The 22,470-nt window shown below is 72.8% G+C and carries 15 protein-coding genes and 1 pseudogene; 10 read left to right on the top strand and 6 right to left on the bottom strand.

Features of this window, described 5'->3' with window-relative positions; genetic code table 11:
- Positions 1-46 precede the first annotated feature (46 nt).
- Both D3A59_RS26745 and D3A59_RS22900 read left to right on the top strand, forming a co-directional pair.
- Complete coding sequence (locus tag D3A59_RS26745; protein WP_272868091.1) at positions 47-670, top strand: ATP-binding response regulator; 624 nt, start codon at positions 47-49, stop codon at positions 668-670.
- A 236-nt stretch (positions 671-906) separates the two neighbouring features.
- The gene (locus D3A59_RS22900) at positions 907-4,827 is read left to right on the top strand and encodes a PAS domain S-box protein (RefSeq protein ID WP_170162381.1); all 3,921 of its coding nucleotides are present in this window, start codon (positions 907-909) and stop codon (positions 4,825-4,827) included.
- 23 nt (positions 4,828-4,850) lie between these two features.
- Here D3A59_RS22900 and D3A59_RS22895 read toward each other — a convergent pair.
- Both D3A59_RS22895 and D3A59_RS22890 read right to left on the bottom strand, forming a co-directional pair.
- Positions 4,851-4,943: pseudogene (locus tag D3A59_RS22895) on the bottom strand (DUF2256 domain-containing protein); the annotation flags it as partial.
- Entirely contained in the window at positions 4,940-6,034 is a 1,095-nt protein-coding gene (locus tag D3A59_RS22890) for an NAD(P)/FAD-dependent oxidoreductase (protein WP_119157635.1), read from the bottom strand. The gene D3A59_RS22890 and the pseudogene D3A59_RS22895, both read right to left, overlap by 4 nt.
- Positions 6,035-6,184: 150 nt before the next feature.
- Between D3A59_RS22890 and D3A59_RS22885 the strand changes: the two genes are divergently transcribed.
- A complete protein-coding gene (locus D3A59_RS22885; RefSeq protein ID WP_240636178.1) occupies positions 6,185-7,198 on the top strand; it encodes a MerR family transcriptional regulator in 1,014 nt (337 codons plus the stop codon).
- Between the two features lie 45 nt (positions 7,199-7,243).
- Here D3A59_RS22885 and D3A59_RS22880 read toward each other — a convergent pair whose 3' ends face one another.
- The 3 genes from D3A59_RS22880 to D3A59_RS22870 form a co-directional block, all read right to left on the bottom strand.
- A complete protein-coding gene (locus tag D3A59_RS22880; RefSeq protein ID WP_119157634.1) occupies positions 7,244-9,658 on the bottom strand; it encodes a hybrid sensor histidine kinase/response regulator in 2,415 nt (804 codons plus the stop codon).
- A gap of 245 nt (positions 9,659-9,903) precedes the next feature.
- Positions 9,904-10,710: a tetratricopeptide repeat protein gene (locus D3A59_RS22875; RefSeq protein WP_119157633.1), complete on the bottom strand. Its 807-nt coding sequence runs from the start codon at positions 10,708-10,710 to the stop codon at positions 9,904-9,906.
- Between the two features lie 167 nt (positions 10,711-10,877).
- Complete coding sequence (locus D3A59_RS22870; protein WP_240636177.1) at positions 10,878-14,075, bottom strand: transglycosylase domain-containing protein; 3,198 nt, start codon at positions 14,073-14,075, stop codon at positions 10,878-10,880.
- A 504-nt stretch (positions 14,076-14,579) separates the two neighbouring features.
- Between D3A59_RS22870 and D3A59_RS22865 the strand changes: the two genes are divergently transcribed.
- From D3A59_RS22865 to D3A59_RS22835, 7 genes are all read left to right on the top strand, one after another.
- The gene (locus D3A59_RS22865) at positions 14,580-15,284 is read left to right on the top strand and encodes a FadR/GntR family transcriptional regulator (RefSeq protein WP_119157632.1); all 705 of its coding nucleotides are present in this window, start codon (positions 14,580-14,582) and stop codon (positions 15,282-15,284) included.
- A 75-nt stretch (positions 15,285-15,359) separates the two neighbouring features.
- A complete protein-coding gene (locus tag D3A59_RS22860) occupies positions 15,360-16,427 on the top strand; it encodes a LacI family DNA-binding transcriptional regulator (RefSeq protein WP_119157631.1) in 1,068 nt (355 codons plus the stop codon).
- Positions 16,428-16,560: 133 nt separating this feature from the next.
- On the top strand, positions 16,561-17,472 hold the full coding sequence (kdgD, locus tag D3A59_RS22855) for a 5-dehydro-4-deoxyglucarate dehydratase (protein WP_119157630.1): 912 nt from the start codon (positions 16,561-16,563) through the stop codon (positions 17,470-17,472).
- Between the two features lie 79 nt (positions 17,473-17,551).
- Complete coding sequence (locus D3A59_RS22850) at positions 17,552-18,517, top strand: Bug family tripartite tricarboxylate transporter substrate binding protein (RefSeq protein WP_119157629.1); 966 nt, start codon at positions 17,552-17,554, stop codon at positions 18,515-18,517.
- 90 nt (positions 18,518-18,607) lie between these two features.
- Positions 18,608-19,963, top strand: a complete 1,356-nt coding sequence (gene gudD, locus D3A59_RS22845; RefSeq protein WP_119157628.1) for a glucarate dehydratase — start codon at positions 18,608-18,610, stop codon at positions 19,961-19,963.
- 175 nt (positions 19,964-20,138) lie between these two features.
- Complete coding sequence (locus D3A59_RS22840; RefSeq protein ID WP_119157627.1) at positions 20,139-21,083, top strand: 2-hydroxyacid dehydrogenase; 945 nt, start codon at positions 20,139-20,141, stop codon at positions 21,081-21,083.
- A gap of 130 nt (positions 21,084-21,213) precedes the next feature.
- Entirely contained in the window at positions 21,214-22,188 is a 975-nt protein-coding gene (locus D3A59_RS22835) for a Bug family tripartite tricarboxylate transporter substrate binding protein (RefSeq protein WP_119157626.1), read from the top strand.
- A 72-nt stretch (positions 22,189-22,260) separates the two neighbouring features.
- On the opposite strand, the gene D3A59_RS22830 is transcribed toward D3A59_RS22835, so the two are convergent.
- Positions 22,261-22,470: electron transfer flavoprotein subunit alpha/FixB family protein (locus D3A59_RS22830; RefSeq protein WP_205665260.1), on the bottom strand; the 210-nt coding region annotated here is incomplete at its 5' end.

Raw genomic sequence — 22,470 nt, 5'->3', positions numbered from 1 at the left:
CGAGGCTGTCAAGCGCAGGGCCCCCAGCCCACCTGGGCTGCCATTTGTGCAACAGAGCCTCTTCCAGCCCTTCGTGCAGTTGCGGCAGAGCTTGGCGCGCACCGAGGGCGGGCTCGGCCTCGGCCTGTCGCTGGTGAAGGGCATTGCGGAGCTCCACGGCGGCAGCGTCGAGGCGGCGAGCGAGGGGCCGGGGCGCGGCAGCACCTTCACGCTGCGCCTGCCGCTCGCGGCCTTGCCGCGGCCGTCCCCCGGTGATGGGGTCGTCCCCGCGGCGCCTGCCGCGCCTGCCCGTTCCCGGCACGTGCTGGTGGTGGACGACAACCGGGACGCGGCCCGCTCGCTCGCGCAGCTGCTGGAGATGATGGGGCACCGGGCCGAGGTCGCCTTCGACGGGCCCGAGGCGATCGAGCGGGTGCGCGCGGGCCCGCCCGACGTGGTGCTGTGCGACATCGGGCTTCCCGGCATGAGCGGCTACGAGGTGGCGCAGGTGCTGCGCGCGGACGTCGGGCCGCGGCTGCGCCTCGTCGCGGTGAGCGGCTATGCGCGGCCCGAGGACGTGCACAAGGCGCGGGAGGCCGGCTTCGACGCCCATGTCGCAAAGCCGCTCGACCCGGCGGAGATCGAGCGGCTGCTCCTCGAGGCCGTCACGCCCGGAATCGCAGGGCGGTAAACGGGGGCGCGTGTGCCGCCTGCGCCTTCACAGGCCGATTGCCAAGGAATTTCTCGTGTCCACCCCCCGAATGGGGGTGGGCCTTCGCTCCCTCGGGGCATTGCGCATGTTCCACCCGCATTTGCTGGCATAGTGGCGCTATCCCAATCGAAAATCCCGGGAACGTCGTGAAATATGTCTCGCTTTGTCAGGGGGTGTGACGTTCCTCGCTTCAGGCAGTGATGGAACAGAGTGCGATGCCCATCGAGACGGGCGGGAATGAAGAGGAAGCGCGCTTCCTGGAGCTTTGCGAGGCCATGCCGCTCGGCGTCGCGCATGTCGGCTGCGACGGCCGGGTGTTGCGTGCCAACGCACGGTTCTGCGAGTTCAGCGGGCGCGACCGCCGGGAGCTCGCCGGTCTGAGCATCGAGCGGCTCGTGCCGCGCGACGATCTGCACGAGGCGTGGCGCCAGGCGCTGAGGCTGCTCGGCGGCCAGCTCGCGCGTGTCTCGCTCGAGATGCACCTGCTGCGGCCGAGCGGCGGCATGCTGCGCACCCGCGTGTCCTTCTCCCTGCAGCGCAGCGCGGCCGGACGCCCGCAGCATTTCGTCGTGATGGTCGACGAAGCCGGCGCCCGCGATCCGGACGCCCCCGCGGCGCCCGGCCCGCAGGAGGCCCGCCTGCGCCGGGCGCTGAACGCGGCGCGGCTCGACATCTTCGAATACGACCCGGCCAGCGGCCGCGTCCACCGGCAAGGCCGCCTGGGCCGCTCGCTCGGGCTCGCGCCCGGCTACTCCGGCACCGACTTCTTCTCGCTGATCCACCCCGAGGACCGGGCCGGCTTCTTCCGCGCGCTCGAGGGCCTGAGCCCTGACCGCCCGGCCTACGCCTTCGAGTACCGGGTGCGCACGCCCGACGGCTCCTGGCGCTGGCTGCTCGACCGGGCCAAGGGCCAGTTCGACCGCCAGGGCCGGCTGACGCGGGTGGCCGGCGCCTTCCTCGACATCCATGCGAGCAAGGAGGGCGAGCAGGCGCTGCGGCGCGAGAGCGAACTGCTGCAGCGCATCCTCGACGCCATCCCCGTCATGCTGTGCCTGCTCGAGCCGCAGGGCGGCCGCGCGACGGTCAACCGGCACTTCGAGACGGTGCTCGGCTGGAGCTCGGCCGACGCGGGCGACGAGAGCTTCCTCGCGCGGCTCTACCCGGACGACCCGTCCGAGCAGCACCGCTCGCTGGAGGCGCTGCGCGCGGCGGAGCCGGGCTTCCGCGTCGCGCAGGTCTGCGCGAAGGACGGGACGCGGGTGCCCTGCGAATGGACCCATGTCCGGCTTCCGGACGACACCCGGCTCGTCATCGGCTGGGACCTGCGGCCGCGCCGCGCCAACGAGGAGCGGCTCGAGCGCCAGGCCGAGCGCCAGGCGCTGCTGCTGGACCTGTCGTCCCGGCTGCTGCAGCCCGGGCAGGACGAGGCGGCGCCGGCGCGGCCCGTGCTCGAGCGCATCGGTGCCCACCTCGACGCGGACATCCGCTTCGACCATCCGCCCGACACGCCCCAGGGCCTGGTCCAGTTCGTGGCGGGCTTCGGCATCCCGACCGAGGCGCGCAGTGCCGTGAAGCCGCCTTCAGGCGGCCTGCCCCCCGTCCCGCCCGTCCTGCGCGAAGGCGCGTCGCTGGCCGAGTCGCTCGTCCTCGGCGAGCCCTTCGTCGCGGGTGCGCAGGACGCCGCCTTCCTGCGCAGCATGGGCGTGCGCGCCTATCTCGGCCAGCCGCTGCACGGCCCGGACGGGCGCCTGCTCGGCACCTTCGCGCTCGCGAGCACCCGGCGCGAGGGCTTCGCGCCGGAGGAGGCGGGCTTCTTCCGCACGCTCTGCCATTTCATGATGCTCGCCGGCAAGCGCATCCAGTCCGAGCGCGAACTGCGCAAGCGCAAGCAGCAGTACCGCATGGCGCTCGAGGCGCGGCAGCTCGGGAGCTGGCGCCGCGAACTGCTCGACTCCAACATCTACCACCTCGATGCGCGGGCCCGCTCCCACTACGGGCTGGACAAGGCCGACGAGACGGAAGAGGCGTTGCTGGCGCGGCTGCACCCCGAGGACCGCGGGCGGGTCGAGCAGTTCCTCGCCGCGGCGAGGAGGCAGCCGGCCGGCCACGAGGGCCAGAGCATCGAATACCGCGTCATGCTGCCCGAGGGCGGCGAGCGCTGGCTCGCGGTGCACACGCGGCTCGTGCTCGAGCAGCGCGAAGGCATGCCCGTGCTGGTGCGGCACGGCATCACTGCCGACATCACCGCCCGCAAGCGCACCGAGCAGGCGCTGCAGGAGGCGATGGCGGACCTGCGCCGCGCGCAGGCCGTGGCGCGCGTGGGCAGCTGGCGCTTCGACATGCGCAGCCAGACCCGGTCCTGGTCGGAGGAGGCCTACCGCATCTTCGGCGTGCCGGAGGACCGGCCGCTGGAGTACGCGCGCTTCCTGGCCCGCGTCCACCCGGAGGACCGGGCGCGCGTCGATGCCTGCTGGAAGGCCGCGGCCACCGGCGACGCGCCCTACGACATCGAGCACCGCATCGTGCTCGGTTCGCAGGTGAAGTGGGTGCGCCAGAAGGCCGAGCTGGAATTCGACGCACAGGGCGAGCTGCTCGGCGGCTTCGCCACCGTGCAGGACATCACCGAGCAGAAGCACGCGGAGGCTGCGCTGCGCGAGAGCGAGGGGCGCTTCCGGGCGCTCGCCGACTCGATGCCGCAGCTGGTGTGGCAGGCCGACCCGCAGGGAACGCTGTTCTACGTCAACCGCCACTTCCGCGCGCTGCCCGGCTTCGCGCCGCAGGCCGAGGGGGCCGGGCGATGGCTGGAGCTGCTGCACCCGGATGACCGGCAGCGGACCCTGGACGGGTGGCAGCAGGCGCTGCGGGACGGCAGCCCGTACGAGATCGAGCACCGCGTGCGGCAGGCCGACGGCAGCTACCGCTGGCATCTGGTCCGGGCGCTGCCGGTGCGCGATGACGCCGGGAGCATCACCACTTGGTACGGAACCTCCACCGACATCCACGCCCTCAAGGACGCGGAGGCTGCGGTGCAGGAGACGGCGGCCCGGCTGCACGCCATCGTCGCCACCGCGGTCGACGGCATCCTCACGGTCGACGCCCGCGGCCGCATCGACTCGGCCAACCCGGCCCTCGCGCGCATCTTCGACTACGGCGCCGACGAGCTGGCCGGCTGCGACATCTCGGTGCTGATGCCGGAGCTGCGCTGGGAGATGCAGGGCGCCGCGGCCGCCGGGGACGACGACGCGGCCGAGGAACGTGAGCTGCAGGGGCGCCGCAAGGACGGCACCCTGTTCCCGGTGGAGCTGTCGGTCAGCGCGACGCCCTTGCCCGGGCGGCAGATCCACACCGTGCTGGTGCGCGACATCACCGGGCGCAAGCAGCAGGAGGTCATGCTGCGCCGCCTCGCGGAGGGGCTGGCCGAGGTCGACCGCCAGAAGGACCGCTTCATCGCCACGCTCGCGCACGAGCTGCGCAATCCGCTCGGCGCGCTGCGCAGCGCTGCGCTGCTGCTGCGCGCCCAGGGGGACGACGAGGCCCGGCGGCGCTGGTGCACGGACGCGATCCAGCGCCAGGTGGGGCACCTCTCGCGACTGATCGACGACCTGCTCGACGCGAGCCGGGTGAGCCGCAACGCGCTCGAGCTGCGCCGGGAGCGCACCACGCTGCGCACCGTCCTGGATGGCGCGCTCGAGGGGAGCCTGCCGCTGATCCAGCAGCAGCGGCACCTGCTGGACGTGCGGCTGCCGCCGCACGAGGTCGAGCTGGACGCGGACCCGGTGCGGCTGGTCCAGGTGTTCCAGAACCTGCTCGACAACGCTGCCAAGTACACCCCGCCGGGCGGGCGCATCGAGGTGTGCGCGGCGCTGGAGCGGGACGGGGTGGCGGTCTCGGTGCGCGACGAGGGCATCGGCATCCCGCCCGCCGTGCTGGAGCGCCTCTTCGAGATGTTCTACCAGGCCGAGCGCGGCACCCCCGGCGTGCGCAACGGCCTGGGCATCGGGCTGACGCTGGTGCAGCGCCTCGTGCAGATGCACGGCGGCTCGATCGAGGCGCACAGCGAGGGCGAGGGCCGCGGCAGCACCTTCGTCGTGCGCCTCCCGCTGCCGGCGCCCGAGGGGGCCGCACCCGGGGTGTGAGCCGCGACCGGCGCCGCCCAGCGCTTGCGCCAGCTCATCGGGCGCCCGCAGGCCGCGCAGGGCTTGCAGGGCAGGGCGCGCTTGTTGCCCTTGAACGCGCCGGTCTTCGGCTTCATCGCGGCGGCACCGCCCGCAGGGCTTCAGCCGGGCGCGGCGCCGCGGCAGCGAGGCGGATCGCATGCGCCACCGACATCGTGTCGGCCAGCGCCCGGGCCGACAGCCACGACCCCTCGACCCCCGCGCCGCCCAGGAAGTCGCCGCACACGCCAAGGCCCGCCGCGGCATCCCACCAGCACCGCCCCGACAGCGCGTCGCCCTGGCGCTGCACCGAGGCGTAGCGCCAGCGGTGCACCGCGGCGTGGTGCCAGCGCACCGGCCGGCCCAGCCAGTCCGCCAGCGCCGCCTGCAGCAGCTCCTGCACCCCCGGGGCCGGCGCCTCGAGGTGCTCGCGGCTCCATTCGGCGCCGGCCTGCACCACCCAGCGCACCAGGCCGCCGGCGGCGTCGCGGCCGGGCTTGGACTCGTCGCGCGCGATCCAGGCGAGCGGGCCGTGCCGGGGGGCGGCGGCCTCCCAGTCCGGCGGCTCGAGGCCCGGCTCGGCGGCGCCCATCAGCGCCCAGCACGGCAGCATCGGCATCTGCCGCGCCTGCTGCGCCCAGTCCGGCCGGTGCGGCAGCAGCAGCCCGGCCGCCTGCGGCGCGGGCAGCGCCAGCACCACCCGGTCGAAGTCCCGGCCCAGCGTCGCCCCGCGGCCCAGGAGCCGCCAGCCGTGCACGTCGTGCTGCAGCGCGTCAACCTCGCAGCACAGCGCGACCGGCATGTCGCCGAGCAGGCGGCGGCACAGCGACGGCATGTCCGGCACAGGCACCCAACGCACCGCATCGCCGGGGGGCTCCGCGTGGCCGCCGGGGGCCATCGCCGGCGTCCAGCGCGCCAGCCAGCCCGCGGCGGCGGCGGCCCCGACGAAGCGGAGGAAGGCCGTCGAGCGGGCCGTGAAGGCCGGGGCGCCATGGTCGAAGGCGAGCGTGCGGGGAAGGCCCTGCTCGACCCTGTCCACGCGCCGCGTCGCCAGCCGGCCGCCGACTCCGCGCGACTTGTCGAAGAGCTGCACCGCGTGCCCCGCGTCGCTCAGCCGGCGCGCGCAGGTGATGCCGGCGATCCCGGCGCCGATCACTGCCACGCGCATCGATTCTTTCGCAAGCTTCATGGGGGGAGGAGGAGAGGTTCAGTGGGGAAAACGGCGTTCCTGAAACGCAATGTACGAAAAGCCGATTCAATCCGGCCTGTGAATCGTGTTTGCCGCTGAAGGAAGGCCGGCAATTCCGATTCATTAACGATTCATCCGGAGGTTTTTCCCATGTCGATGCCAGATCCGCCCCCCGTTCTGTCCGTGCCCGACGGGGAGGACACGCGACCGCGCTACCGCAGCGGCGCCGTGGCGCGCATGCTTCGCATGCCGGTGGCGACGCTGCGGATCTGGGAGCGGCGCTACCGCGTCGCCTCGCCGGCGACCACGCCCTCGGGGCACCGCCTGTACTCGGCCGCCGACGTGCGGCGCCTCGCGCTGCTCAAGCAGCTGACCGACCACGGCCACGCGATCGGCGCCCTCGCGGCGCTGGAGATGGAGCAGCTGCGGCAGGTCGCCGCCACCCATGCCAGCACGCTGGCGCAGGCAGGTGCGCCGCAGGCGGCACGGCCCTGGCAGGTGGTGGTGGTCGGCGCGGCGCTGGAGCGGCGGCTGCGGCGCCCGGCGCTGCTGCGCGGTCTCGGCCGCCCGGTGCAGGTCTGCGCGGTCTTCGGGGAGCCGGGCGAGGCGGCGCAGGCGCCGGAGGGATCGCGCGCCGACGCGCTGCTGGTGCACGCGCCGGGCCTCCATGCGGCGGGGCTCGACGGGCTGCAGGCGGCCGCACGCCGCTGGTCGGTGGCGCGGTCCGCGGTGCTGTACGGCTATGCGGCCTCGGCCGCCTGCGAGGCCTTCGCGGCCGCCGGGACGGCGCTGCTGCGCGATGCACAGGACGATGGCGAGCTCGCGCGGTGGCTGCGGGACCTGGCGGAGCCGCCGGCGCCGCCCGCCCCGCTCCCGCCCGGCTTCGAGACCGGCCGCCCGGCAGCACGCCGCTACGACGACGCGACGCTCGTCGATTTCGCCGGCCTGTCCTCGACCCTTGCCTGCGAATGCCCGCGCCACGTGGCCGGGCTGCTGATGCAGCTGTCGCACTTCGAGGCCTACAGCGCCGAGTGCGAGAGGCTCGGCCCGTCCGACGCGGCGCTGCACGCCTACCTGCAGCAGGTGACCGGCGCGGCACGCAGCCTGTTCGAGTCCGCGCTCGAACGCATCGCGATCCACGAAGGGCTGGTGCTGCCGCGCTGAGGTGCGACGGGCCCGGGCAGGCCCGGCCGGCCTGCGCCGCCGTCCTCAGCCGCCCTGCGTCTGCCGGCCCGGCGTGCCGCCGCGAGCGATCAGGTCCTGCACGAGCGCGAGGTCGGCGGGCTTGGTCAGGTGGAAGTCGAAGCCGGCTTCCGTCGCCCGCCGCTTGTCGTCCTCGCTGCCCCAGCCGGTCAGCGCCACGAGCAGCGCCGGCGCGAGGGCCGGGTCGTCGCGGTAGCGGCGCGCCACCTCGTAGCCGTTCATCCCCGGCATGCCGATGTCGCAGAAGACGATGTCGGGGGCGAACTCGCGCGCCAGCGCCAGCGCGGCCGGGCCACCGTGGGCGGTGCGCGTGTCGTGGCCGAGGAGGTCGAGCATCATGGCCAGGGTGTCGGCGGCATCCGTGTTGTCGTCCACGACGAGCACCTTGCGGCGCCCGTCCCGCGACGCGTCCTGCCTCGCGCCGGCGGCGCCCGACCGTGCGCGCGGGTCCTGCGCGAGCGGCAGGCGCACAGTGAAGACGGCGCCCTGGCCGATGCCCGCGCTCTGCGCCTCGATCCGCCCGCCGTGCATCTCGACCAGGCTCTGCGAGATCGACAGCCCGATGCCGAGCCCTCCCTGCGCCTGGTCGAGCGTGCGGCCGATCTGGGTGAACATCTCGAACACCTGCGGCAGCATCTCCGGCGGAATCCCCATGCCGTTGTCCCTCACCCGGATCACCGCCTCGTCGCCCTCGCGCGCGGCCGCGAGCTCGATGCACCCGCCGTCCGGCGTGTACTTGGCGGCGTTGTTGAGCAGGTTGCCCACCACCTGCGCTAGCCGGGTCAGGTCGGCGTGCAGGTACAGTGGCTCGGCCGGCACGCGCAGCCTCAGCTCGTGGCGGCCGGCATCGATGCAGGGACGGCTCGCCTCGACCGCGTGGTCGAGCACCGAGCGCAGCGCCAGCCGCTCGCACTTGAGCTCGATCTTGCCGCGGCTGATGCGCGAGACGTCGAGCAGGTCGTCGATCAGGCGCACCATGTGCGTCACCTGTCGGTCCATCGTCTCGATCGCCGTTGCGGCCGGCGGCGCCCCGGGGGGCGACAGGCGCAGGATCTGCAGCCCGGTGCGGACCGGGGCGAGCGGGTTGCGCAGTTCGTGTGCGAGCGTCGCGAGGAACTCGTCCTTGCGCCGGTCGGCCGCGCGCAGCGCCTCCTCGGCGCGCTTGCGCTCCGTGATGTCGATGTTGACGCCCACCATGCGCTGCGGCCGTCCCGCCTCGTCGGTGAACACCTGCCCGCGGCCGGCCAGCCAGCGCACGCTGCCGTCCGGCCACACCGCCCGCCACTCGCCCTCGAAGCCCCTGCTGGACAGCGCCTCCCGGATGCGCTCCTCCGCCTCGCGCAGGTCGTCCGGATGGACTGAGGCGGCCCAGGCCGCATAGGTGCCGCCGAAACCGCCGGGTCGCAGGCCGTACAGCGCCTCGAGTTCCGGCGACCACAGCACGGCGTTGCTGAGCATGTCCCACTCGAAGGTGCCGATGCGCGCCACCTGCTGCGCCAACTCGAGCCGCTCGCGCGTGCGCTGCAACGTCTGCCCGGCCTGCGTCGTCTCCGTCACGTCGCGGAAGTACACCGACAGGCCCTCCAGCGAGGGATAGGCGGTGACTGCGTACCAGCGCTCGTGCGGTGGATAGAAGGCCTCGAAGCGCACCGTCACACCGTCGGCAAGCGCGCGCTGGTAGTTCCGGTGGAACTCGGTGCCGACGGCGTCGGGGAACACGTCCCACACCCCCTTGCCGAGCACCTCGTGCCGCGCATGGCCCAGCAGCCGCTCGGCCTCGCCGTTCAGGTAGGTGAAGCGCCAGCCGCGGTCGATCGCGAAGAAGGCATCGGAGATGCTCTCGAGCAGGTTCCCGAGCTGCTCCTCGCGGTGGCGCAGCGTCCCCTCGGTGCGATGGCGGTCCCAGGCGAGCGCCAGGAAGTGGCTCGTGGTCTGGAGGAACTCGACGTCCTCGACGGCGAAGTGGTCCCGTTGCGAGCTGGCGACGGCGAAGGTGCCCAGGATGCCGCCGTCGCGGCCAAGCAGCGGGTGGCAGGCGTAGGAGCGCATGGCCAGGCGGCGCAGGAAGTCGGTGGCCCTCGCGGGCGCGAGGAGCGCGATCAGCGCCTCGTCGGCCACCAGCGGCTCACGGCTGGCGGCGACCTGGCTGCACAGGACCTGCGCGAGCTGCAGCCGGGTCGCCGCATCGCGCAGGTCGTCGGGCAGGCCGGCGTCGCCCACGAGCCGCAGCGTGCCGTCGGGCTCCATCCGGTGAACGAAGAGGACGTCCGCACCGACCTGCTCGCGGATCAGTGCGAACACCTGCTCGGCGAGGGCGCCCTCGGTCTCGGACGCCTCGAGCACGTGCCGCGCCACTGCCAGCAGCAGTGCCGACCGGGTGGCCTTGTCGGGGGAGGAGGGCGCGATGTCGGTGAGCGTCATTCGATGCGGTCCCTGGGCTGGGCAAGACGGCGTCGGGCCTGCCGCGGGTGGCCGGGGCCCGCGAGGGGGCCTCGCGCCGGGCACGGGAAAGGCAGGCGGGAGAGGGGGCGATCGCGCAGGACGGGACGGGCGGGGCGCGATCGAAACCGCAATGTGACAGCAAGGGCGCCGGCAGGCGCGGGAGGGCCCGCTATCCCGGAGCGAGGATGAGGAAATCGAGCGGCGGCCCAGGGCGCGCCGGGGGCTCAGTGCGCGGCCGCCGCCGTCTCGGACGCCAGCGCGGACACGGCGGCCGGGTGCTTCTGCTGCGCCGCGCGCCGCAGCCACAGCAGGCTCTGGGTGGCGTCGGCGGGGCGGCCGCGGCCGGTGCGCAGCATCACGGCCAGCGCGTACTGCGCCTCGGCGTCGCCGGCCTCGGCGGCGAGCTGGAAGCGACGGGCGGCCTCGTCGAGGTCGCGCGGCACGCCGCGCCCCGCCTCGTACATCCAGGCCAGGCGGGTCTGCGCGCTGCGGTCGCCCTGCCGCGCCAGCGTCTCGTAGAGCGCCGCCGCCTCCGCCGGGCGCCCGCTGCTGCCGAGCAGCTCGGCCTGCTGGAAGGGCGTCAGCATGGCGGCCGGCTGCCCGAGCGTCGCGAGCCGCTCGATCGCGTCGCGGTCGCCCGCCTGCGCGGCCATGCCGAGGAACACGCGCGCCTTGTCGAGATCGCGCGGCAGCAGCTCGCCGGCGCTGTAGAGCAGGCCGAGCCGGTACTGCGACTTGAAGTTGCCGGCGCGCGCCGCGCTGGTGTAGAGCGTCTCGGCCTTGCGGAGGTCGCGCGGCTCGCCCAGGCCGTCCTCGGCGAGCACGCCGAGGTTGAACAGCGCGTCGCCGTTGCCGATCCCGGCCAGCGTCTCCCAGACCTTGCGGGCCTCCTCGTAGCGGCCCATCTTGAACTCGGCGTAGCCCTTGTAGTTGCCCATCGCCGGGTTGCGCAGCCAGTCGCCGCGGCTGCTGTCCTGCGCCTGCGCGAGGCCGATCGGGAGGCAGAGCAGCAGGGCGAGGCAGGTGCGCATGGGGAGTCCGGCGAGGTGGTGGTGCGGCACGGAGTATCGGTGCGTTCGCCCGGCGCGCGGCAGCGGCCCCCGGGCGCCGCAGGGGCATCGCGACCGCGCCGCGTGCCGCGCCCGGCGGTCGGCCGCGACGCTGCACCACCCGTCCCCGGCCGCGGTGCCGAGGGACGCTAGCCGGCGACCCGCGCCGCCACCGGCTGCACGCGCGGCGCCGACGCCGCCTCGGGCGGGACCTCGGCGGCCACGGGCAGCACCTCGGCGCCCGGCAGCGCGGCGGCCTCCCTGGCGCGCTGCAGCGGGGTCGAGTCCGCCGGCTTGCGGCGCTCCTCGACCGCGCCGCAGCTGTCCGCGTGGAGCAGCGGGCGCAGCACCGGCGTCAGCGACTTCAGCAGCTGCGTGGGCAGCGCGCTCGTGAAGCGGTAGTCGGCCGCGTAGGGCTCGCGCACGTAGGCCATCATCGTGCCGTAGTAGCGGTCGCCGATCAGGAACATGAAGGTCGCCGAGCGGCTGAGGACGCGCGTCGTGCGGCCCTTCACCTCGATGCGGTGGTCGCCGGTGCCGGTCTTGCCGCCGATCGGCACGGGCTTGCCGTCGCTGTCGAGCAGCGAGCCCTTGAGCCGCTGCGCGGTGCCGCCCTCGACGACGTCGATCGCCGCGCGACGCGCGACGCGGGCCACCTCGAGCGGCAGCACGCGCTCGCCCTCGCCGGGATGCGCGACGAGGCGGGTCTCGTAGGGCGTCTCGCGAGCGAAGGCGAGCGAGCGCACGCGCGTCACGGGCTTGCGCACGCCGTCGTTGACGAGGATGCCCATCAGCTCGGCGAGTGCCGCCGGCCGGTCGCCCGAGGCGCCGAGCGCGGTCGCGTACGAGGACGTGATCGACTCGAAGGGGTAGCCGAGCCGCTGCCAGGAGCGGTGGATCTCGGCGAAGGCATCGACCTCCAGCAGCTGGCGGATGCGCACGTCCTGCGCGCTCTTGTGGCGGGTCTTGAACAGCCAGCCGTAGACCTCCAGCCGCTTTTCCTTGCTCGCCTCGAGCACCTCGCCCAGCGTCGCCTGCGGGTTGCGGCGCAGGTGGCCGGCCAGCCACAGCTCGAGCGGGTGGATGCCGGCGACGTAGCCGCGATCGGTCAGCGACATGCGCGACGGCGCATAGCGGTTGGCGAGCGAGCCGAGCTCGTCGGCGTCGGGCTGGGCCTCGCGGCCCAGGCGCTGCTCGATGAAGCGCGCCAGCGCCTCGGTGCTGCCCTCGGGCTCGAGCGCGTAGAACACCGCGGCGAGCCGCCCGGCCGACGGGCGCCGGTTCTCGAGCAGCAGCTCCTCGGCCTCCTTCGCGCTGCGGCCCTGGAGCTTGCGGTAGAAGCGGATCAGGAACTGGCGGCCTTCCTTGTCGGCGAAGCGGTTCAGGTACTCGGCGCGCAGCGGGTCCTGCAGGTCCTGCACGCGCTGCGCGCTGGTCGAGGGCGGGCGGTGCATCAGGTGCTGCACCATGTCGCGCATCAGCCGGATGAAGGGCAGGTTGACCGAGCGCTTGAGCGCGTCGCGCATGCTCATCACGCGCCCGTTGTCCTCGGGGTCGAAGTTCGCGAAGGTGTGCAGGCCGCCGCCGGTGAAGAAGCTCTCGCCGGGGCTGGCGGAGTAGCGCCGCTCCAGCGCCGCCTCGAGCATCGCGCCGAGGCTCTTGTCGGGCGCGTCCATCAGGTAGGACTGGACCCACTTGCTGAGCACGTCGCGCGGGTGCAGCTCGAGCGCGGCGAGCTCCTTGCGGTCGAGGCCGCTCCAGCGCTCGTGCGACTGCGCCATCAGCTCCAGGTAGGTGACGAGCGTGCGCAGCTTGGCGGTGGAGCCGAGGTCGAGCTTGGCGCCCTGGTTGATGTCGAAGGGCTGGTCGCTGCTGTCGGTCTGCACGCGCAGCAGGTTGCCGTGCTCGCCGCGCTCGTAGAGCGTGAAGCTGAAGTTCAGCTTGCCGGGGTCGTCGCCCTCGGACAGCAGCCGGAAGCCGTAGAGCCCGGCGGCCTTGGCGTTCTCGGGGTCCTTGAGGCCGCGCAGCAACTGCGTCGCGGCTCGCTGCACCTGCAGGTCGAGCGTGGTGTCGGCGCGCAGGTCGAGCCGGTCGAGATCGTAGGCGCGCGGCACGCCGAGCATCGCCTGCAGCCGCACGCGCATCGCGGCGGCTGCCTTCATGTCGGAGGCCGAGGGCGGGGTGTCGGTCAGCGGCTCGCGGTGCAGCTTCAGCGGGATCGGCAGCGCCGCGTCGCGCAGCGCCGCCGGGATCAGGCCGGCGTCGGCCATCAGGCGCAGGTGGCTGTCGGTGAGCTCGGCGAGCACCGGGTTGTTGCCCGCCAGGTAGGGCGAGGGCCGGCGCTGCGCGATCATCAGCGACAGCGCCTGCTTGAAGGCGAGCGCCTGGCGCTGCAGCGCCTCGCCGGCGATCTCGACCTCCTCGCCGCCGGCGGCGAGCGCGCGGTTGACCTCGGCGAAGTCGCGGCCGTACCAGGCCCACATCCCGTCGCCGATGCCGTTGACCTCGCCGAAGCCCGGCCGCGCGGCCAGCGGCACGGTGTTGAGGTAGTCGAGCACGATGCGGCGGCGCGCCTCCATCGTGTTCTCGCCGTCGAGGTAGGCGCGCACCGAGGCCGAGGCCATCTGGCGCAGCTTCTCGCGGCCGGAGTCGGTGCGCCCCTCGGGCGAGTGGCGGTACTTCTCGATCTGTGTCGCCAGCGTGCTGCCGCCGGGCGCGGAACGCGAGGGGTCGACTAGGCGCGCCGCCTGGTCGAACACCGCCAGCGCGAGGCGGTCCCATTCGACGGCGGGGTTGCGCATCGGGTTGGCCCCGTCGAGCAGCTCGCGGTTCTCGATGAACAGCAGCGCGTCGACCAGCAGCGGCGGGATCGACTCGAAGCGGTCGTAGATGCGCGCCGGGAAGCGCGCGGCGTAGAGCGAGTCGCCGCGGCAGTCGTGCAGTTCGAGCCCGGCCTGCGCCTTCTCGCGGTAGGCGGGGAAGAGGCCGTGGCCGGCGAGCTCGATCATCGTCGGCGACATGCGCGACTGCGCCGTGATCTGGAATCCGTCGCCGACCAGCGTCTCGATGAACTGCGGCAGCTGCCGGTAGCCGAGGCGCTCGTCGTAGGGGCCGGTGGCGGGGAAGCGGATCGACGGGCTGGGCCCGGGCTCGACACGGAAGGAAACCTCGCGCGCGAGCGGCGCCAGCCGCTTGGCCTGCAGGCGCGAGGTGCGCATCTCGTCGGCGGCCAGCCACGCCCCGGCCGCCGACGCGACGGCGAGCACCGAGAGTCCGCCGACGAGCCAGGGGCGGCGCCGGCGCGGCGCGGGGGAGGGGGATTCGGAAGGGGGGTAGTTACTGTTCACCACGTTTACAACATACCGTGAGCCGAAACCCGGAGGACTCCGTTCCACCCGGATGAAGGGTGGGCCTGCAAAGCATTCTTCTCACTTGTATCGGCCACAAGTCGCCATGCCCGGGCCAGCCCCGGGCCTCCGGCGGCCTCCTGCCCTGTATGGGGTGGGTGTGTATCGGCCGCGCGCAGCGGAACTGAAGAGGCGGCGCGACGGCAGCCTCAAGGATGCACGCGTCCTCTCCCGGCTTCGCGGCAGGCGGGCACGCCGGCACGCGGAAGCCTGCTTCCACAAAGCCGGCGGAAACATCTTAATTTTTTGTGAGATGTCGCGCCTGCCGGCGTCGGGCTGGCGCGTGGGCGAGGGGCGTGAGCAGGGAGCGAGGCGCGTCGCAACGGATTGACAGGAGGCCTGTTAACGTTAACATGGTCCATGGTCCGTTCCCGCGCGGCCTTTTTTGTTCGACCCGCCTGCGGGCTTCCCTCATCCCACCACCGCTCCGCCTGACTGTTCCCCATGCCCGAGAGCCTGAGCACCCGCATCCACGAGGCCCTGGCCGAGCGCATCCACTGCGGCGAATGGACCGCGGGCAGCCGCCTGCCGAGCGAGGCGGTGCTGATCGGCGAGCTGGATGTCAGCCGCTCCGTGCTGCGCGAGGCGCTGGCGCGGCTGCAGGCTCAGGGCCTGATCGAGACGCGCCACGGCCGCGGCTCCTACGTCGCCGACCTGTCCCGGCCGCGCGGGCCGGTGGGCCTGCCGATCGAGCTGCCGTGCGCGCGGGACGTGCTGCTCGCGCTGGAGTTGCGCATCGCGATCGAGGTCGAGGCGGCGGGGCTCGCCGCGCTGCGGCGCACGCCGCCCGAGGTCGAGGCGATGCATCAGGCGCTCGCGGACATGAAGGCGGCGATCCGCGCCGGGCAGCGCACCCGGCATGCCGACCGCGGCTTCCACGAGGCGCTGGCGCGGGCCGCACACAGCCCGCACATCGAGCGGGTGCTTCAGGCGCTGACGAACACCGTCACCTCCCGGCCGGCGAGCGGCACTTCCGAGCTGCGCGAGGCGCTGCCGCCGGTGCTGCAGGACCTGTACGCCGAGCACGAGGCGATCCTGCGGGCGATCGAGGAGCAGGACGTGAGCACCGCGCAGGCCGTGATGCGCGTGCATCTCGTCAACAGCCTGGCGCGGCTGCATGCGGCGAGCGCGCTGGAGTCCGCGCGCTGAGCCCGCGCTTGCGGCGGCCGGCGCCGCCCGGCGCCGCTGCGCGATACTGAGCCCCGACCGAAGAAGCCTGTTCCCATGAGCGACGAAGCCACCATCCTGCCCGCCAAGCCCTCCCGCCGCGCCCCGGCCGACCGGCGCCCCGCGAGCGTCACCGTCGTCGACGTCGCGCGCCTCGCGGGGGTGTCGGCGATCACCGTGTCCCGGGCGCTGAACACGCCCGAGCAGGTCTCGCCGGGAACGCTCGAGCGCGTACGCGAGGCGGTGCGGCAGACCGGCTACGTGCCCAACCTGCTCGCCGGCGGCCTGCGCTCGAACAAGAGCCGGCTGGTGGCGGCGGTGGTGCCGACCATCGCCGGGCCGGTGTTCATGGAGACGATCCAGGCGCTCACCGAGGCGCTGGCCGAGAAGGGCTACCAGCTCATCCTCGGCCAGAGCGGCTACACCGACTCGCGCGAGGACGCGCTGCTCGACGCGCTGATCGGGCGCCGCCCCGACGGCATCGTGCTGACCGGCATCCTGCATTCCCCGCAGGGACGCCGCCGCCTGATCGCCTCCGGCATCCCGGTGGTCGAGACCTGGGACCTGAGCGACGACCCGATCGACATGCTGGTCGGCTTCTCGCACGAGGAGATCGGCGCCGCGGTCTGCCGCTTCCTGCACGGGCGCGGCCGCCGCCGCCCGGTGCTGCTCAGCGGCGACGACGCGCGGGCGCGGCGCCGCAACGCCGGCTTCGTCAAGGCGGCGCGCGAGCTCGGCATGGACTGGGACGCGCACCACGGCGTGCCGACGCGGTTGGTGCCGGCGCCGACCACGCTCGCCAGCGGCCGCTCGGGCACGAGCGCGCTGCTGCAGGCGCACCCGGGCTTCGACGCGGTGTTCTGCAGCTCGGACCTGCTCGCGCTCGGCGTACTGACCGAGGCGCAGGCGCGCGGGCTCGCGGTGCCGCGCGACTTCGCGGTGATGGGCTTCGGCGACCAGCACTACGCCGCCGCGCTGCACCCGGCGCTCACCACGGTGCGCATCGACGGCAACGCGATGGGCCGCACCGCCGCGCGCTTCATCGTCGAGCGAGCCGAGGGCCGCGCAGTCGAGGAGCGCATCGTCGACATCGGCTTCTCGATGGTCGAGCGCGACAGCGCCTGACTCCGTACAAACCCTAGACGCCGACGGCTTGACGTTCGGTTTGACAACGTTAACATGGCGTCTTGTTAACGATAACATCGCTTCGACCAGAGGCGAACCCGATTTCCAGCCCTTTCCCGTGCAAGGCAACGCGATGACCCCCCAGCAACTGAAACAGGTTCTCGAGAGCGGACTGCTGTCCTTCCCCGTCACCGACTTCGACAGCGAGCTGCGCTTCAACCCGAAACCCTATGCGGAACGGCTGGAGTGGCTGATGCCTTACGGCGCCTCCGCGCTGTTCGCCGCCGGCGGCACGGGCGAGTTCTTCTCGCTCGAGCCGGGCGAGTACTCGGACGTGGTACGCACCGCGCTCGAGACGTGCCGCGGCCGCATGCCGATCATCGCGGGCGCCGGCGGCGGCACGACGCTCGCGATCAAGTACGCGCAGGAGGCCGAGCGCCTGGGCGCGCAGGGTGTGCTGCTGCTGCCGCACTACCTGACCGAATCCACCCAGGAAGGCCTGGTCGCGCACGTCGAGGCCGTGTGCAAGAGCGTCAAGCTCGGCGTGATCGTCTACAACCGCGGCGCCTGCCGCCTGTCGGCCGAGTCGCTGGCGATCCTGGTGGACCGCTGCCCGAACCTGATCGGCTACAAGGACGGCCTCGGCGACATCGAGCGCATGGTCTCGATCCGCCGCAAGCTCGGGGAGCGCGTCGCCTACCTGGGCGGCCTGCCGACCGCTGAAGTGTTCGCGGCGGCCTACAAGGCGCTGGGCGTGCCGGTGTACTCCTCGGCCGTCTTCAACTTCGTGCCGAAGACCGCGATCGAGTTCTACAACGCGCATGCCGCGGGCGACACCGCGTCCACCAACCGCCTGATCGACGAGTTCTTCCTGCCGCTGCTCGCGATCCGCAACCGCGGCGAGGGCTACGCGGTGTCGATCGTCAAGGCCGGCGTCGAGATCATCGGCCACGGCGCGGGCCCAGTGCGCCCGCCGCTGTCGAACCTGAAGCCCGCCGAGGTCGAGGAACTCGCCGCGCTGATGAAGAAGCTCGGCCCCCAGTAAGGCCCATCCCCGGGACGCGCCCCGGCGGCGCGTCCGAGGTCCCTGCCTGCACGCAGGCGCATCCCGCAGAGGAGACAAGATGAAATTCCGCCAACTGCTGTCGGTCGCGACGCTGGGCCTGATGGCTACTGTCGCCCAGGCGAACGACTACCCGAACAAGCCCGTCACGATGCTCGTGCCCTTCCCGCCAGGCGGCTCCACCGACACGCTGGCGCGCGCGCTCGGCCCGAAGCTCGGCGAGAGGTTCGGCCAGACCTTCGTCGTCGACAACAAGGCCGGCGCCACCGGCACCATCGGAGCCTCGCAGGTCAAGCGCTCGCCGGCCGACGGCTACACGCTGCTCGTCTCCTCGCTCGGCCCCTTCGTGATCGCGCCGCACCTGATCCGCGGCGTGCAGTACGACCCGGCCAAGGACTTCGACCTGCTCACCGTCGCGGTGCAGGCGCCCAACGTGCTCGTCGCGTCGAGCATCGGGCCGGGCAACAGCGTGGCCGACGTGATCGCGCACCTGAAGAAGAACCCCGGCAAGGCCACCTTCGCGTCCTCGGGCAACGGCTCCTCCGACCACCTGACGGCCGAGCTCTTCTGGCAGCAGACCGGCACCAGCGCGATCCACGTGCCCTACAAGGGCGGCGCGCCGGCGATCTCGGACCTGCTCGGCGGCCAGATCGAGTACTCGTTCCAGAACATCAACGCGGTGTTGCAGCACATCCAGTCCGGCAAGCTCAAGGCGCTCGCGGTCACGGGCGACAAGCGCGCCGCGGTGCTGCCCAACGTGCCGACGATGGCCGAGGCCGGCGTCAAGGGCGTGGACGTCTACTCCTGGCAGGCCGTGGCCGCCCCGAAGGGCCTGCCGGCCGACGTGAAGACCAAGCTGCACACGGCACTTGTCACGGCACTGAACGACCCGCAGGTCTCCAAGCGCATGACCGACGTCGGCTTCGAGATCGTGGCGAGCACGCCCGAGCAGTTCGCGAAGTTCCAGGCGCAGGAGTTCGCGCGCTGGAAGAAGGTCATCGAGACCGGCAAGATCACCGCCGACTGATCGCCGCCCGCGGCGCCCCGCGTCGAGCGGGGCGCCCTCCCGGCCGGTGTGCCCCTCCGACTTCCCCACCTTTCCCCGAATCGAACCACCATGCTTCAAACCACCTCCGAAGCCGGACTGCGCGGCGCACCGACCATCACCGAACTGACCGTCGTGCCCGTGGCCGGCCACGACAGCATGCTGATGAACCTCAGCGGCGCGCACGGTCCCTTCTTCACCCGCAACATCGTCCTGATCAAGGACTCCTCGGGCCACACCGGCGTCGGCGAGGTCCCCGGCGGCGAGAAGATCCGCCAGACGATCGAGGACGCGCGCTCGCTGCTCGTCGGCCGCTCGATCGCGTCCCACCACCGCCTGCTCAACGAGGTGCGCGCAGCCTTCGCCGACCGCGACTCGGGCGGCCGCGGCCTGCAAACGTTCGATCTGCGCATCACCATCCATGCCGTCACGGCGCTGGAAGCGGCGCTGCTCGACCTGCTCGGCCAGCACCTGGGCGTGCCGGTGGCGGAACTGCTCGGCGAAGGCCAGCAGCGCGACGCGGTCGAGATGCTCGGCTACCTGTTCTACATCGGCGACCGCCGCAAGACCGACCTGCCGTATCTGGCCGAGCCGGACGCCGACGACGAGTGGTTCCGCATCCGCCGCGAGGAGGCGATGACGCCCGAGGCCGTGGTGCGCCTGGCCGAGGCGGCGCGTGCGCGCTACGGCTTCAACGACTTCAAGCTCAAGGGCGGCGTGCTCTCCGGCGACGAGGAGGTCGAGGCGGTGACGGCGCTGCACGAACGCTTCCCCGACGCGCGTGTCACGCTCGACCCCAACGGCGGCTGGCTGCTGAAGGACGCGATCCGCCTGGGGCACAAGATGCGCGGCATCGTCGCCTATGCCGAGGATCCCTGCGGCGCCGAGGGCGGCTACTCGGGCCGCGAGGTGATGGCGGAGTTCCGCCGCGCCACCGGCCTGCCCACCGCGACCAACATGATCGCCACCGACTGGCGCCAGATGGGCCACGCGATCCAGCTGCAGTCGGTGGACATCCCGCTGGCGGACCCGCACTTCTGGACCATGGCCGGCTCGGTGCGCGTGGCGCAGATGTGCAGCGAATGGGGCCTGACCTGGGGCTCGCACTCCAACAACCACTTCGACGTGTCGCTGGCGATGTTCACGCACGTCGCCGCCGCAGCACCCGGGCGCGTGACCGCGATCGACACGCACTGGATCTGGCAGGACGGCGAGTTCCTGACCAAGGAGCCGCTGAAGATCGAGAACGGCCACGTGCAGGTGCCGAAGAAGCCGGGCCTGGGCATCGAGATCGACATGGACGCGCTGCACCGCGCGCACGAGCTCTACAAGCAGCACGGCCTCGGCGCGCGCGACGACGCGACCGCGATGCAGTACCTGATCCCGGGCTGGAGCTTCGATCCGAAGCGGCCCTGCATGGTGCGCTGAGCTCGGCCTCCGTCACGGTGGGCCGGCGGGAGGAGGGCGCCACGGGGTCTCTCCCAAATCGGCTCACCGGAGGCGCCGGCCCGGCCCGCGAGGGCCGGGGCGGCGGACGCCTGGCACGGGCACGGCCGCGGTGCGAAGATCGCCCCTCGCAAGCCTTCCAATGCATCGGACTCCCATGACGAAACCCCGCATCCTCCAGTACGGCCGCCTGCTGCCCGCGCTCGAAGCGCGCCTCGCCGAGGCCTTCGACCTGCACCCGCTGTGGCAGGAGGCCGAGCCGGCCGCCTTCCTCGCCGCACGCGGCGGCGAGTTCGCGGGCCTCGTCACGTCCGCGGCCGTCGGCGCCGACGCGGCGCTGATCGCGGCGCTGCCCGAGCTGCGCGTCATCAGCAGCTTCGGCGTCGGCTTCGACAAGATCGATGTCGCGGCGGCGCGCCAGCGCGGCATCGCCGTCGGCTACACGCCGGACGTGCTCAACGACTGCGTCGCCGACCTCGCGATGGGCCTGCTGCTCGACGCGGCGCGCGGCATCAGCGCCGCCGACCGCTTCGTGCGCCGCGGCGACTGGACGCCGCATCAGCGCTTCCCGCTCACGACGCGAGCCAGCGGCAAGCGGCTGGGCATCGTCGGGCTCGGCCGCATCGGGCAGGCCATCGCCAAGCGCGCCGCCGGTTTCGACATGGAGATCGCCTACATGAATCGCCGCGCGGTCGACGGGGTGGCGCATCGCTTCGAGCCCTCGCTGGTCGAGCTCGCGCGCTGGGCCGACTTCCTCGTGCTCGCGGTGGCGGGCGGCGCCGGCACCCGCCACCTGGTGGACGCTGCGGTGCTGGACGCGCTCGGGCCGCAGGGCTTCCTCGTCAACGTCTCGCGCGGCACGGTGGTCGACGAGGCGGCGCTGGTCGATGCGCTCGCGAACCGCCGCATCGCCGGCGCGGGGCTCGACGTGTTCGAGGACGAGCCTCATGTGCCCGAGGCGCTGCTCGCGCTCGACAACGTCGTGCTGCTGCCGCATGTCGCCAGCGGCACGAACGAGACGCGCGAGGCCATGGCGCAGCTCGTGTTCGACAACCTGCAGACTTTCTTCACGCAGGGCCGCCTCGTCGCCGCGGTGCCCTGACGCATCGTGGCCGGGATCCCGGCCACACTCGACGATCCGCACGCCGCGTGCAGCACAGGGGCCGGGGCGGCGTGCGCTGCGGCCGCCCTCCGGCGGCCTCCCTTCCGGCCCCGCACACAGGAGACAAGACATGGATCGCACCCGCAGAGCACTCGTCACGGCCGGCGCACTGGCCCTCGCCGCTGCCGGCCTGCCCGCCTGGGCCCAGGACAAGTGGCCCTCGCGTCCCATCACCTACGTCGTCCCCTTCCCGGCGGGCGGCACCACCGACATCCTCGGCCGCCTGATCGGGCAGAAGCTCGGCCCGGCGCTCGGCACGACGATCGTGGTCGACAACAAGGCCGGCGCGGGCGGCGGCCTCGGCTCCGAGGTCGCGTCGCGCGCGCCCGCCGACGGCTACACGCTGCTCGGCGGCACCGTCAGCTCGCACGCGATCAACGTCAGCCTCTACCCGAAGCTCGGCTATGACCCGATCACCTCGTTCACGCCGATCACGCTGATCGGCACCAACCCGACCGTGCTGGTGGTGCGCGCCGACAGCCCCTACAAGACGCTGCGGGACGTGATCGCTGCGGGCAAGGCCGGCAAGCCGCTGACCTCCGCGTCCGCGGGCAACGGCACCTCGCAGCACCTGTCGCTCGAGCTGCTCAAGAGCAAGGCCGGCATCGACGTCGCCCACATCCCGTACAAGGGCAGCGGCCCCGCGATCCAGGACGTCCTCGCCGGCCAGGTGGACATGATGTTCGACACCACGGTCGTCGCCGGCCCGCACATTGACAGCGGCAAGCTGCGCGCGATCGCCGTCACCTCGGCCAAGCGCCTGCCGTCGATGCCGAACGTGCCTACGGTGGCCGAGACGGTGCCGGGCTACGAGGTGATGTCCTGGCAGGCCGTCTTTGCGCCGGCCGGCACGCCGAAGCCGATCGTGCAGCGCCTGCACGCGGAGATCGGCAAGATCCTGCAGGAGCCCGAGATGCAGGAGCGGCTGGCCAAGCTCGGCATGCAGCCGTCGCAGATGAGCCCGGAGCAGGTGGCCGAGTTCCAGAAGGCCGAGGTCGCGAAGTGGGCCCAGGTCATCAAGGCGGCGAAGATCCGCATCGACTGATCCGGCCGCCGACGTGACAAGGGCCGGCCCCTCGCGGGGCCGGCCCTTTCGCTTTCAGGGCGCGTGCGGCGTTCAGAGCGCCTTCACGAACTCCGGCACGGCGGTGAAGATGTCGGCCTCGAGCGCGTAGTCGGCGACGGAGAAGATCGGCGCCTCGGGGTCCTTGTTGATCGCAACGATCACCTTGGAGTCCTTCATGCCCGCGAGGTGCTGGATCGCGCCCGAGATGCCGCAGGCCACATACAGCTGCGGCGCCACGATCTTGCCCGTCTGCCCGACCTG

Origin of the sequence: Caldimonas tepidiphila, from assembly GCF_003569765.1 — a bacterium.
Lineage (GTDB): Bacteria > Pseudomonadota > Gammaproteobacteria > Burkholderiales > Burkholderiaceae_C > Caldimonas > Caldimonas tepidiphila.
This window is presented reverse-complemented; position numbering and strand designations above follow the sequence as displayed.